We start from the raw sequence: 13,001 nt of genomic DNA on the forward strand, positions 1-13,001 counted from the left end.
AGGTCGCCGGGCGGGACCCGGGTCGTGGCGCTCACCCGGAGGGCCGAGGCGCTGGAGGTCCCCCCATTCCCCCAGGCGTACGCGCCGAACTACGCGGGCGACCCGCCACCGGGGCCGGGGGCCGACGACATCAGACGGGACCCTCGGAAGGCCCGGCGGCGCCGAGGCGCGCGGCGATCGTACGGGCGCATTCCAGCGCCTCGGTCCCGGTCGTGTCGACCACCAGGTCGTACGCCACGCCCCGGTGTACCGACTCGGCCTGGGAGGCGGCCATTCCGGCGGCCCGGTCGCCCCGGGCCGTCTCCCGGCCCGCCGCCACCACCGGATCGCAGCGGACCCCGACCCAGAGCACGTCGACCCCGGCGAGGGCGTCCCGCCAGCGGCGCCGGGACTCGGCGCCGCCGAGGAAGACCTCGTCCACGACGACCCGGGCCCCGGCCCGTACCATCGCGGCCACTCCGGCGATCCACGCGTCCTCCAGCCGCCGGAACTCCGCGCCGACCGTGACCTCTCCCCCGGGGCCGACGGCCAGTCCGCCCTCGGTGCCGCCGTCGCCGAAGCCGGGCGGCAGGGTGTCGACGAAGGTGTCGACACCGAGCCCGAGCCAGGGTTCGGGAAGGATGGTCCGCAGACAGCGGGAGATGCCCGACTTGCCCGCACTGGAACCGCCGTTGAGGATGATCGCTCGATACTCCACGGCGGAACGCTAGACGGATTCCCGGCCCAGCGCCTCGGAGATATCGCGGAGCAGCAGCCGCTTGGGCCGGGCGCCCACGGAGGAGTGGACCGGTTCGCCGCCGTGGAAGAGGGTCAGGGTGGGGGCCGACAGTACGCCGTAGCGGCGGGCGGTCTCGGGATTGTGGTCGACGTCCAGTTCGACCACCTTCAGCCGGCCCGCCTCCGTACGGGCGATGTCGGCCAGGACGGGGACCATCATCCGGCAGGGCGGGCACCAGTCGGCGGTGAACTTCACCAGTACGGGCAGCCCGGCGCCCAGGACTTCCGTGGCGAAGTCCTCATCCGTCACGGCGGTCACCGCCCCCGCCGCCCCCGCCGGTGCCGTGTTCGGTGTCGTGTTCGGTGTCGTGTTCGTCGTCATCACCACTCCCCGTATCCGAAGCCGCAGCGCGGCCCCGGTGTCTGGTCCTGTGAGTCCCGGGCGTCCTGTGCGTCCTGTGCCGCCTGCTCCCGCGCCCGGTCGAGCTGGCCCGCGACCCGGGCCCGGACGTCCGTCAGCCGCCCGATCAGCGCGTCGAGTTCGCCGAGTTTGGCCCGGTAGACCGCGATCGACGCCGGGCAGGCGTCGCCCGCCGGGTGCCCGGCCCGCAGGCACTCCACGAACGGCCGGGTCTCCTCCAGTCCGAAGCCGATGCCCTGGAGGGTCCTGATCTCGTCGAGGAGCCGCAGATCGCTCTCGTCGTAGCTGCGGTAGCCGTTCTCCGTGCGCCGCGCGGGCAGCAGTCCACGCGACTCGTAGTAGCGGAGCGCGCGGGTGGTGGTCCCGGCCCGCTCCGCGAGTTCTCCGATGCGCATACGGGGACCGTAGACCTTGACGTCCGCGTCAGGGCAAGGAGCGAGGGGCCGGACGGGTCCGGACCGGGCCTCGGCCGGGTACCTTCGGCTTCATGGACGGCGAGGTCGCCCTGGACGTCCGCGACAACGGCCGGGGCTTCGACCCGCTGCTCCCCCGGCCCTGGACCGGCAGGGGCGGCTTCGGCCTCGACGGCATGCGCTCCCGGGCGGAGCGGGTCGCGGGCGCCCTCACGACCGGGTCCGAACCCGGCCGCGGTACGGCGGTCTCCACCCGGCTGCCCCTGCTCCGCCCATGACCCGTCAGCCGTCCACCACGACCCGGAAGGCCTCAGGACCGCACGGACGCGGCCAGCGCCCGGTGGGCCGGGTAGTCGGTGTAGCCGCGCGCGCCGTGGGTGTAGAGATGAGCGGAGTCGATCTCGTTCAGCGGCAGCCCGGCGGCGAGCCGTTCCGGCAGGTCGGGGTTGGCGATGAAGGACCGGCCGTACGAGACCAGATCGGCCACCCCGCGGGCGATCACGTCCTCGCCGCCCGCCTTGTCGGTGGGGGCGCGGTTCTCGCCGATATTGGCGATGACGGGACCGTCCCAGAGCGGCAGCAGATCGGTGAGGGCCGGGTAGTGGTCGTCGTCGATCAGATGGAGGTAGCCGAGGCCGAGCCGGTTCACCTCGGTCACCAGCCGCCGGTAGACCGGGCCGGGGTCCCGTTCGACCATGCCTTCCTGCGGGTTGCCCGGGGAGAGCCGCAGGGCGGTCCGGCCGGGGCCGATCGCGTCGGCCACGGCGGTGATCACCTCCAGCGGGAACCGGATCCGGTCCGTCACGCTCCCCCGCCCGTAGGCGTCGTCGCGGAGATTGGTGTTGTCGGCGAGGAACTGGTGGATCAGATAGCTGTTGGCGCCGTGCAGTTCGACCCCGTCGAACCCGGCGTCGATCGCGTTCCGCGCGGCGGCGACATGGTCGGTCACGGCCCGGTGGATCTCGTCGACGGTCATCGTGCGGGGAACGGGGGCGTCGGCCTTGCCGCCGTCGCGGATGTGGACCCGGTCCGGCAGCGGTACGGACGAGGGGCCGGCCGGAAGGTCGCCGTCGAGCCGGGAGAGCGGATGGCCGTGCCGTCCGCCGTGCATCAACTGGGCGTAGATCCGGCCCCCGGCCGCGTGGACCGCCTCGGTCACGGCCCGCCAGCCGCGCACATGGTCCCGGGTCTCCAGGCCCGGCAGCCGCCAGCCCGCCTGCCCCGCCCGGCTGGGCCAGATGCCCTCCGTGATCAGCAGTCCGGCACCGGCCCGCTGGGCGTAGTAGTCGGCGACGACGGGCAGCGGAGTGCCGTCCTCGGCGGCCCGGTAGCGCGTCATGGGCGCCATGACGATGCGGTTGGGGAGGTCGAGGGTGCCGAGCGTGAACGGGGTGAACAGCGGTGAGTTCGTCATGCCCGTACCGTAGAATCTGACACAGGTGTCAGGTTCAAGTCCGAATCGGCGAGCGGTCGGGCCGGACCCGGCCGGGACCGAAGGAGCCGGAGTGCGGATCGGTGAACTGGCACGGCGCACGGGGGTCAGCGACCGGTCGCTGCGCTACTACGAGAAGCGGGGACTGCTGGTCTCCGACCGTACGCCCGGCGGCCACCGGGAGTACCCCGAGGCGGCCGTCGACCGGGTCATCCACATCCAGGAACTGTTCGCGGCCGGCCTGAACAGCGAGATGGTCGCCCGGGTACTGCCCTGTATGCGCGACACCGACGGGGGCCCGTCGGAGGCGGCGACGCCCCAGTTGGTGGTCTGGCTGACGCAGGAGCGGGACCGGATCGACGGCATGATCCACGAGCTGATCCGCTCCCGGGACGTCCTGACCGACGTCATCGGCGCGGCATCGTCCTGACCCGGGGGGTCCCGCCTGCTGCCGCGCCTCGGCCCTCCGGGTGAGGCCCACGCCACCCGCCCAGCCGGGCGAAGGTAGTCGGGCGACCGCGCGCCGCCCTGGGCTGGTCGCGCAGTTCCCCGCGCCCCTAAATGCTCTCCCCAGCACCACCCCTGAAAGGGCCCCGGCCCCGGTACGAGGGGGCTGGTTTCTTTGCGAGGGCGGTCAGGAGAGCAACCAGGGGCGCGGGGAACTGCGCGACAAGCCACCCACCGGCGCGCGGTCGCCCGACAACACCCACCCGGCAGGGCGGAAGGCGCGGGCCTCACCCGGAGGGCCAAGGCGCTGGGGTCCCCCCGATTACGACGCGCCGCCCCGGCGGATCGTGGCGAACACTCCCCTCTCCCGGGAGCCGTCCGGGCGGCTTCGCCAGGAGCCCTCGACGCGGCCGATCACCCCGCCCGGGAGGGGCTCGCGGGGGTTCCGGTGGAGGTGGAGCGCCAGGTCCGGGCCGAGGGCGATGACGGTGCCCGACGCGTCGTCGGTCACGCGCACCGCCGCGCCGGGCAGCGCGACCGTCCCCGTGTACTCCCGGCTGATGTCGCGGTCGGGGGTGCCGGTGGTGTTCTGGTCCTGCGCCTCGGCCCGGCCCTCGACCAGGGCGAGCAGCCGCGATACGAGGACGGGGTCGTGGCAGCCGTCGTAGACCCAGCGCTTGCCGAGCACCCCGTGTTCCAGGGTGCCGACGAGGGCGTCGCCGGCGGCGCCGTCGAGCGGGGCGCCCCGGTAGGTCAGGGGGACGAGGTGGAGGGCCGGTTCGGGCCCCGAGTCCTCGGTGAGGACGATGAACTCGATCCCCACCTCGCCCGCCGGGTCGTCGAGCCGGAAGCCGCCGACGGTGACGGGTTCGGGGGCGGGTCCGCCCCGGTACCAGGGGCGGGTGGGGAGCCAGCCGGCCAGCAGCTCCGGCTTCGTCGGCTTGAGGGTGGTGTGGTGGACGACGGCCATGCCGGAACCTCTTTCCCGGGGGACTTCCGTGCGTACGGGCCCTCGTACCCTCTCATCCGTCCCACGCGCCCCCGGGCACCCGGGCGCCACGGGCCCGTGGTCCGGGAACGGCGAGGGGCGGCCCGTGCGTCGGGGAAGTACGCACGGACCGCCCGGGTCCTTCGGGACAGGCCCGGTCACGGGGCCGTCGCCGGGGTCACACCTTCGCGGGGACGCCCTTGCCGGTACGGGCTTCGGGGACCTCCGGGGAATCGTCCGCGACCGGTCCGCCGTGGCCGTCGTCGAGGAGGGTCTTCTCGTCGAACGGGATCCGCCCGGCGAGCACCTCGGCCATCCGGTCCTTGTCGATCTCCTTCGTCCAGGTGCCGACGAGTACGGTCGCCACCGCGTTGCCCGCGAAGTTGGTCAGCGCCCGCGCCTCGGACATGAAGCGGTCGATGCCGACGATCAGGCCGACGCCGTCGACCAGTTCGGGCCGGTGGGACTGGAGGCCGCCCGCGAGGGTGGCGAGTCCGGCGCCGGTGACCCCGGCCGCGCCCTTCGAGGCGATGATCATGAAGAGGAGCAGGGAGATCTGCTCGGAGGCGCTCAGCGGGTCGCCCATCGCGTTGGCGATGAAGAGCGAGGCCATCGTCAGATAGATGGCGGTGCCGTCGAGGTTGAAGGAGTAGCCGGTGGGCACGGTGATCCCGACCACGGGCTTGCTGATGCCCATGTGCTCCAGCTTGGCGATCAGCCGCGGCAGGGCCGACTCCGAGGAGGAGGTGGAGACGATCAGCAGGAACTCCCGGCCCAGGTACTTCAGCAGGGACCACAGGTTGACCCCGGCCACCAGCTTCAGCAGCGCGCCGAGGACGACGAAGACGAAGAGGGCGCAGGTGACATAGAAGCCGATCATGATGACCGCGAGCGACTTCAGGGCGTCGAGGCCGGTCTCGCCGACCACGGCGGCGATCGCGCCGAAGGCGCCGATCGGGGCCACCCACATGATCATGGCCAGGATCCGGAAGACCAGCCGCTGGATGTGGCCGATACCGCGGAGAATCGGTTCGCCCGCCTTGCCCATCGCCTGGAGGGCGAACCCGGCCAGCAGGGCGATCAGCAGCGCCTGGAGGACCTCGCCCTCGGTGAAGGCGGAGACCAGGGTCTTGGGGATGATCCCGAGCAGGAACTCCGCGGTGGACTCGCCGCCCGCGCCCTCGGCCGCCTTGTCACCGGCGGCCTTGGCCTCCTCGGTGATCGAGAGTCCGGCGCCGGGCTCCAGGAAGTTGCCGACCAGCAGACCGATCGCCAGGGCGACCGTCGACATGATCACGAAGTAGCCGAGGGCGAGCCCGCCGACCGCTCCGACCTTCGCCGCCTGCCGCACCGAGCCGATACCCAGCACGATGGTGCAGAAGATGACCGGCGCGATCATCATTTTGATCAGATTGACGAAGCCCGTACCGATGGGCTTCAGCTCGACCGCGACCCCCGGGGCCGCGAAGCCCACGGCGATACCCGCAAGCACCGCGATGATCACGGCGATGTACAGGTAATGCGTACGATCCCTGCCGCCTGCTGTCGCAGCCACGGGGTCCTCCTCGAAGAAATTGCCAGGTCCATGTCCCATATGGATTTCGGCGAATATCCATCACCCTGTGACCCGGGTCACCGTTGCGTACATTTCGTTCACGGCCGAATCGTTCACCGCCCGGCAATCTCCGCGAAACGGAAGGCACACTGGTGCCATGCGCATACCCCGCCCCCGCAGCCTGGCGGGCCAGCTCTACGCGATGCAGGCCGTCCTGGTCGCGGCGATCGTGGCGGGCGGTGCCTTCTTCGCCTATGTCGTCGACCGCTCGCAGGCCGAGGAGACCGCCCGCCGCCAGTCGACCGCGACCGCCGCGGCCGTCGCCGACTCGCCGTCGGTGGCGGCCGCCGTCCGCTCCGCCGATCCGACCGCGATCCTCCAGCCGTACGCGGAACGGGTCCGCCGGGACGCCGGGGTCGCCTTCGTCACGATCATGGCCCCGGACGGCATCCGCTGGACCCATCCCCAGCCGGAGGAGATCGGCCGCCCCTATCTCGGCCGTACGGAACAGGCGCTGCGGGGCGAGGTCTACAGCGAGACGACCGTGGGGGTGCTGGGCTCCTCCATCCGTACCGTCGTCCCCGTCTACGCGCCGGAACCCCCCGGCGACGGGGCGGGGCCGTCCGGCGGGCGGCGGATCGTCGCCCTGGTCAGCGCCGGGATCACCATCGACCGGATCAGCGAGCAGGTCCGCGGGCAGGTGATGGGGCTGCTGGTGGTCGCGGGCGCCGCCCTCGCCCTGGGCGGGGTCGGCACCCATGTGATCAACGCCCGGCTGCGCCGCCACACCCACGGTATGAACGCCGCCGAGCTGAGCCGGATGCACGACTACCACCAGGCGGCCCTGCACGCGGTCCGCGAGGGGCTGCTGATGCTGGACGGGCGACGGCGGATCGCCCTGGTCAACGACGGCGCCCGGGAGCTGCTGGGCCTGGGCGGCGACGCCGTCGGCCGGCCGGTCACCGAACTGGGGCTGCCGCCCGCGCTCACCGGTGCGCTGCTGGCCTCCGAACCCCGGGTCGACGAGGTGCATCTGACCGCCGACCGGGTCGTGGTGGTCAACACCAGCCCCGTCGTCGGCGGGGAGCACCGGGGCACCGTGGTCACCCTGCGGGACCACACCGAACTCCAGGCGCTCTCCGGCGAGCTGGACTCCGAACGCGGCTTCAGCCATGCCCTGCGCTCCCAGGCGCACGAGGCCGCCAACCGGCTGCACACCGTGGTGTCGCTGATCGAACTGGGCCGGGTGACGGAGGCGGTCGACTTCGCCACGGCCGAACTGGAGCTGGCCCAGACCCTCACCGACCGGGTCGTCGGCGCCGTCGGCGAACCCGTCCTGGCGGCCCTGCTGCTCGGCAAGGCCGCCCAGGCCAACGAGCGGGGTGTGGAGCTGGTGCTGGCCGAGGACAGCCGGATCGACGACGGGCTGCTGCCGCCGTCGCTCCCGGCCCGTGACCTGGTCACCGTGCTGGGCAATCTGGTCGACAACGCGGTGGAAGCTGCTTCGGAGGCCGCCCTCTCCGGGGCCCGTCCGGGCCGGGCCCGGGTCACCGTCACGGTCCGCGCGGACGACGGACGGCACGGGGCCGACGAGGGCCGGGAGGGTGGTGGCGAGCTGCTGCTCCGGGTCCGCGACACGGGCCGGGGCGTGGCCCGGGAGAGCGCCGACGAGATCTTCCGGCGCGGCTGGACCACCCATGGTTCGGGGCGGGGCCTCGGTCTTGCCCTGGTCCGCCAGGCGGTCCACCGGGCGCACGGCACGATCGAGGTGGGCACGGGCGACGACGGCGGCGCGGAGTTCACCGTACGGCTGCCGCTGGCGGACGGGGTCCCCGTATGAGGCCGGTCGCCTCCGGCGCGGCGCGGAGGGCCGGCCGTACGGCTCGCCGGACCGCCCGTGGCGGCCCTCCCGAAGGGCGGCGGTCTTCTCGTACCGCGCCCACCGGCCGCCGGGGGCGGGCCGGACCCGGAACCACCCCGCCGCCGCCCGCACACCGGGCCGCCGCCGGAAGCCGGACGGCGGCCGGGGCGGACCGGACGGCCCCGGAACCGTTCCGGGAATCGGACCGTACGCCCCCGGGACCGCGCCCCCGTGCGTCCCGTCCCGCACCGGGAGGTGACGGCGGCCACGGGCCCGCCGGGTCCGGTGACGTACGATCGCCGCTGCCCATCGGCACCGGGGAGGTGCAGCAGCCATGACCGCGGACGGAACCGCTCGGACCATCGGTGTCCTGGTCGTCGAGGACGATCCGGTCGCCGCGGACGCGCATGCGCTGTACGTGGGCCGGGTCCCCGGTTTCTCCGTGGCGGGCGTGGCGCACTCCCGGTCGCAGGCGGTCCGGGTCCTGGAGCGGCGCCGGGTCGATCTGCTGCTGCTCGACCTCTATCTCCCCGACGGGCACGGCCTCGGTCTGGTCCGCTCGCTGCGGGCCGCCGGGCACGGCGCCGATGTGATCGCCGTGACGTCGGCCCGGGATCTGGCGATCGTCCGGGAGGGCGTCTCCCTCGGGGTGGTGCAGTACGTCCTGAAGCCGTTCACCTTCGCGACGCTCCGCGACCGGCTGGAGCGGTACGCCGAGTTCCGCGCCGCCGCCGGTGAGGCCAGCGGTCAGGAGGAGGTGGACCGTGCCCTGGCGACCCTGCGCGCCCCGGAGGGCAGCGCCCTGCCGAAGGGCCTGAGCGGGCCGACGCTGGAGTCGGTGACCCGGACGCTCCGGGACACCCCGGAGGGCCTGACGGCGGCGGAGGCGGGGACGGAGGTCGGGATCTCCCGGATCACCGCCCGCCGCTATCTGGAGCATCTGGTGACCCAGGGCCGGGCGGTCCGCAGCCCCCAGTACGGCCAGATCGGTCGCCCCGAACTCCAGTACCGCTGGGTCACCGGCCCCGGGAAGCGCTGACCTCTCGCCAACCGGTCCGGCGGGTCCAACCGGGTGACGTCACCGGGGAGATGGAACGCCCCGGCCGGAATTCCCGTCCTGCTGCGCGGAAGAGCGCGGCACAGACCGGTCGCGCCATGACACTCAGGGGGAAACCGTGTCCGTGTCGTCGAAGGCCCCGAACGCCGTCCGCCGTACCGCCGCCGTCCTCGCCGCGTCGGCGCTCGCCGCGACCACCCTGGCGATCACCGCGAGCCCCGCCAGCGCCGTCCGCGACGGCCAGAACACCACCGTCACGGACCACCCCTACGCGATGCTCCTGATGACCCCGGACGGACGGCAGGCGTGCGGGGGCACCCTGATCGCGCCGACCAAGGTCCTGACGGCCGCGCACTGTCTCGACGAGCCGGGCGACGACCAGCTCCGGGTGGTCGGCGGCCGGACCGAGATCGCGAGCACCAAGGGGACGGTCCGCACCATCCGCTCGATCAAGACGCACCCGCGGTACGAGCAGGGGACGCTGGCCAACGACGCCGCCGTGATCACCCTGAACCGGGCGATGCCGTACGCGCCGCTGCCGGTCGCGGGCCCCCGGGACAACGCCCTCTACCGGGTGGGCTCCACCGCCAAGGCGATGGGCTGGGGCCGGATCGCCCGGGACACCGACGCCACCCGGCTGAAGTCGGCCCAGCTGGTCCTGTCGCCGCTCGCCGCCTGCGAGCCCTTCACCGACCCCGCCGACAGCCTCGCGAAGAAGGTCTGCGGGACTCCGCCCGCCGGGACGACCAACAGCACCTGCCGGGGCGACTCGGGCGGTCCGCTGGTCGCCGGGGGCAAGCTGATCGGCATCGTCAGCACCGGCAACAAGTACTGCGACACCGAGCATCTGAAGTCCGTCTTCACCCGGACCAGCGCCGTCGCGGCCGACCTCGGCCTGCCCACCGGCTGATCCGGACCCGTACCCCGTCCCCACCCACGGGCCCGGCCCCCCGCCACGGGGGCCGGGCCCGCTCCCCCGCCCGCATACTCCTGCCGCCGCCCGGGAACCATGAGGTGTCCGGCGAGCATCGCTATGGGCGCGGACCGGCGCCCCAGGGGGCCGTGTCCGGTGCGCGCCGAGCGGACACGATGCGAAGGGCGGGGATCGTGGCGGAGAGAAAGGCCCGGTGGGGGTGGGGAGCCCTCGCCTTGTGCGGGATCCTGGTGGCCGGTTGTACCGGTGGCGGGGACGGCGACGAATCCGGTAAACGGCCGTCGGACGCCGCGGTGGTCGTGGCACCGGACCGGGACGTCGCACCGGCTCCCACGCTGGAGCCGGCCGATCCGGCGGCCCTGCCCCGCACGGCGGCCGAGGCCAGGAAGATGATCGACAAGCTGATCGTCGGGCCCGAGGGGCTTCCGGCGGGGACGCGGAAGGCGACGCCGTACGAGAGCGATACCGCCACCTGGTCGGTACTGCGGAGCGACTGCGTCTGGAACCGGGAGCCGATCCCGGACGACGTACTGGCCACCCTCACCCGGCACTTCGAGCTGCCTCCCACCGACGGCAAGGGCCGGGTCCGCTTCTCGGCGACCATCACCTTCCACCGAACGGCCGCCGACGCGGCGTGGGAGCAGGCCCGGGTGGTGGAGGAATCCCTGCACTGCGACGAGCAGGTACTGCGCCGGGGCGAGCGGCTCACCGAGCTCAATCCTCAGCCGGCCCGGTTCGGGGAGGCCGCCAACCTGCACAGTGAGGACTCGCTGTCGGAGGCGGGGCAGTGTGTCAGTGAGCGGCACGGCGGCCCGTATCCGTACTCGTGGCAGCAGGTGACCTACGCCTCGATGGTGCTGTCGTCCTCGGTCTGCGCGGGTGCCGGGTACACCCCCGAGGCAGCGTTCAAGCTGGTGTCCGAGGTGGTGCCCTTCACCCAGCTCAGGGCTCGGGAGGAGTTCGGGCGGGAACCGGGCCCGAAGAACGGTTCGAAGGCCACGGCGTCACCGTCCGCCGCGAAGGACGGTGCGTGATGGAGCGGTTGCTGCCGTCCGACCCCTCCCGGCTCGGCGTCTACCGGCTCCTGGGCCGGCTGGGCGCGGGCGGGATGGGAGTGGTGTATCTCGCCCGGTCCGACCGGGGAGAGCTGGCCGCGGTCAAGGTGATCCAGCCCGAGTACGCGGCCGAGCCCGCGTTCCGGGCCCGGTTCCGGCGGGAGGCGGACACCGCCCGCCGGGTGCGCAGCCCCTGGGTGGTGCCGGTGCTGGACGCGGACACCGAGGCCGGATCGCCCTGGCTCGCCACGGCGTTCGTCCCGGGCCCGTCGCTGGCGGAGGCCGTCGCGGAGTGCGGCGTACTGCCGTCGCGGGCGGTCAGGGTACTGGGGAAGGTGCTGGCCGGGGCGCTGGCGGAGGTGCATTCGGCGGGTCTTGTGCACCGGGACGTCAAGCCGGGGAACATCCTGCTGGCGATGGACGGGCCCCGGCTGATCGACTTCGGGATCGCCCGCTCCACCTCGGCCGAGGCAACCGAACTGACCTCCGCCGGGGTCGTGGTGGGCAGTCCGGGCTTCCTCTCCCCCGAGCAGGCGCGGGCGCACGAGGTGGGGGCGGCCAGTGATGTCTTCTCCCTGGCCTGCGTTCTGGTCTACGCGGCCACCGGCCGCCCGCCGTTCGGTCTGGGCGCGGTGGACGCGCTGCTCTACCGGACCGTCCACGACACCCCCGATCTGACGACCATTCAGGACGAGGAGCTGCGGGAGCTGCTGGGCCGCTGCCTCGCCAAGGACCCGGCGGACCGGCCGTCGGCGGCCGAGGTCGACGAGGCGCTGGTGGAGGACGCGCCGGAGGGCACGATCGACTGGCTGCCGGATCCGGTGGTGGCGGTGATCGCCCGGCGGGCGGACGCGATGCTGGCGCTGCCCGGTATCGAGCCGACGCTGGTCCCCGAGGCGACCGTTCCGGAGAACGCCGCCGCGCCGGGGCGGCGCCGGTTCCTCGGTCTCGCGGCCGGTGGTACGGCGCTGCTCGCGGCGGGCGGCGGTACGGCCCTATGGTGGGCGCTGCGCGACGACGAGAAGGAGCCGGTGGCGACCGGACCGCGCCGGGTCATCGGGCTGCACGCCGACCTCAGCGGCCCGCAGAAGGCCGAGGGCCTGGTCCAGGAGCGGGCCGCCCGGCTGGCGGTGGCCGAGTTCAACGCCCGCGCGGAGAAGCCGTTCACCCTGGTCCTGCGCGTCCTGGACGACAAGGGCGAGGCGGCCAGGGCGGTGGGGGCGGCCCGGCGGCTGACGAACGATCCGGAGGTACTGGGCGTCGTCGGCCCGACCGGTTACATCTCGGGGGTGGCCGCCGTCGAGGTGTACGAACGGGCCCGGCTGCCGCTGATCTCGGTCTCCGAACTGTCGCTCGCCGCGGCCCAGGAGTCCCTGTTCGCCTCACCGAAGTGGTACTACCGAGCGGCCCCGCTCCGGCCGTACACCGCCTACGCGACGATGATGGCGATCTCCGCGCAGGGCGCCACCCGTCCGGGCCTGCTGATCGACCGCGCGGGCGGTCTCACCGGCTGGGAGATGACGTTCCTGTCGAAGGGCGCGGCCGGGGGCCTCAAACTCGATCTGGCCGTCCGGGTCGTACCGGAACGGGCCGCGCCCGATTCGGTCGTGGCCGATCTGCTCTCCCGGAGCATCGACAGCCTGTACTACACCGGCACCCCGAAGCGGGCCGCCGTGGTCGCCCGCGCCCTGAGCGGCAAGGGCTTCACCGGCCCCCGGTTCCTCGACTCGCTGTCGGCGACGGCCGACTTCACCGGCGCCGCCGGTGCCGCGGCCGACGGCTGGCAGTCGCTGACCCCGTACATCGGCCCCGAGGCCGCCCGGGTCAAGACCTTCGCCACCGCCTATCGCGCACGGTACGGCGCCGCCCCGCCGGTCACGGCCGCGGAGACCTATGACGCGATCCGGCTGCTGGCCGACCGGATCGGCTCGCTCCGGGCCGGAGCCGGCCGCCGCGAACTGGGCGGCGCCCTGGCCGCCGCCGAGTTCAAGGGGCTGGCCCAGACCTACGCGTACGACGACAGCGGCTATCTGAAGGCCACGCATGTGCACCACTACCGGGTCGGGAAGGGCCGGTTCGGCTATGTCGGCCCCCTGAAGCTGCCCACCTGACGGCCCGCGA

Annotated in this window: 12 protein-coding genes and 1 pseudogene; 7 read left to right on the plus strand and 6 right to left on the minus strand. The window is 73.4% G+C overall.

Annotation, left to right across the window (positions count from 1 at the left end):
• Positions 1 to 130: 130 nt before the first annotated feature.
• From cpt to ABZ714_RS18420, 3 genes are read right to left on the minus strand one after another with little or no spacing between them, the layout of a single operon-like run.
• A complete protein-coding gene (cpt, locus tag ABZ714_RS18410) occupies positions 131 to 697 on the minus strand; it encodes a chloramphenicol phosphotransferase CPT (protein WP_358826284.1) in 567 nt (188 codons plus the stop codon).
• Positions 698 to 706: 9 nt separating this feature from the next.
• Positions 707 to 1,099 (minus strand): thioredoxin domain-containing protein, encoded by a 393-nt coding sequence (locus ABZ714_RS18415; protein ID WP_358826285.1) that lies wholly within the window; start codon positions 1,097 to 1,099, stop codon positions 707 to 709.
• On the minus strand, positions 1,099 to 1,533 hold the full coding sequence (locus ABZ714_RS18420; RefSeq protein ID WP_358826286.1) for a MerR family transcriptional regulator: 435 nt from the start codon (positions 1,531 to 1,533) through the stop codon (positions 1,099 to 1,101). Before ABZ714_RS18420 ends, ABZ714_RS18415 begins: the two co-directional genes overlap by 1 nt.
• An 89-nt stretch (positions 1,534 to 1,622) precedes the next feature.
• On the opposite strand from ABZ714_RS18420, the pseudogene ABZ714_RS18425 reads away from it, so the two are divergent.
• Positions 1,623 to 1,829, plus strand: a pseudogene (locus tag ABZ714_RS18425) (ATP-binding protein); the annotation flags it as partial.
• Between the two features lie 32 nt (positions 1,830 to 1,861).
• Here the strand turns inward: ABZ714_RS18425 and ABZ714_RS18430 are convergent.
• Positions 1,862 to 2,965 (minus strand): alkene reductase, encoded by a 1,104-nt coding sequence (locus tag ABZ714_RS18430; protein ID WP_358826287.1) that lies wholly within the window; start codon positions 2,963 to 2,965, stop codon positions 1,862 to 1,864.
• 91 nt (positions 2,966 to 3,056) lie between these two features.
• Between ABZ714_RS18430 and ABZ714_RS18435 the strand changes: the two genes are divergently transcribed.
• A complete protein-coding gene (locus ABZ714_RS18435; protein WP_358826288.1) occupies positions 3,057 to 3,413 on the plus strand; it encodes a MerR family transcriptional regulator in 357 nt (118 codons plus the stop codon).
• A 339-nt stretch (positions 3,414 to 3,752) separates the two neighbouring features.
• Here the strand turns inward: ABZ714_RS18435 and ABZ714_RS18440 are convergent, their stop codons facing one another.
• Both ABZ714_RS18440 and ABZ714_RS18445 read right to left on the minus strand, forming a co-directional pair.
• Entirely contained in the window at positions 3,753 to 4,400 is a 648-nt protein-coding gene (locus tag ABZ714_RS18440) for a 1,4-alpha-glucan branching protein (RefSeq protein ID WP_358826289.1), read from the minus strand.
• 196 nt (positions 4,401 to 4,596) lie between these two features.
• Positions 4,597 to 5,973: a cation:dicarboxylase symporter family transporter gene (locus ABZ714_RS18445; protein ID WP_358826290.1), complete on the minus strand. Its 1,377-nt coding sequence runs from the start codon at positions 5,971 to 5,973 to the stop codon at positions 4,597 to 4,599.
• 157 nt (positions 5,974 to 6,130) lie between these two features.
• Between ABZ714_RS18445 and ABZ714_RS18450 the strand changes: the two genes are divergently transcribed.
• From ABZ714_RS18450 to ABZ714_RS18470, 5 genes are all read left to right on the plus strand, one after another.
• The gene (locus ABZ714_RS18450) at positions 6,131 to 7,813 is read left to right on the plus strand and encodes a sensor histidine kinase (protein WP_358826291.1); all 1,683 of its coding nucleotides are present in this window, start codon (positions 6,131 to 6,133) and stop codon (positions 7,811 to 7,813) included.
• 355 nt (positions 7,814 to 8,168) lie between these two features.
• Positions 8,169 to 8,873, plus strand: a complete 705-nt coding sequence (locus ABZ714_RS18455) for a response regulator (RefSeq protein WP_358826292.1) — start codon at positions 8,169 to 8,171, stop codon at positions 8,871 to 8,873.
• A 136-nt stretch (positions 8,874 to 9,009) separates the two neighbouring features.
• Positions 9,010 to 9,801 (plus strand): serine protease, encoded by a 792-nt coding sequence (locus tag ABZ714_RS18460; RefSeq protein ID WP_358826293.1) that lies wholly within the window; start codon positions 9,010 to 9,012, stop codon positions 9,799 to 9,801.
• 197 nt (positions 9,802 to 9,998) lie between these two features.
• Positions 9,999 to 10,859, plus strand: a complete 861-nt coding sequence (locus ABZ714_RS18465) for a hypothetical protein (RefSeq protein ID WP_358826294.1) — start codon at positions 9,999 to 10,001, stop codon at positions 10,857 to 10,859.
• Complete coding sequence (locus tag ABZ714_RS18470; protein ID WP_358826295.1) at positions 10,859 to 12,991, plus strand: bifunctional serine/threonine-protein kinase/ABC transporter substrate-binding protein; 2,133 nt, start codon at positions 10,859 to 10,861, stop codon at positions 12,989 to 12,991. The genes ABZ714_RS18465 and ABZ714_RS18470 overlap by 1 nt, the downstream gene beginning before the upstream one ends.
• Positions 12,992 to 13,001 lie beyond the last annotated feature (10 nt).

The organism is Streptomyces sp. NPDC006798, assembly GCF_040635975.1.
Classification (GTDB): Bacteria; Actinomycetota; Actinomycetes; order Streptomycetales; family Streptomycetaceae; genus Streptomyces.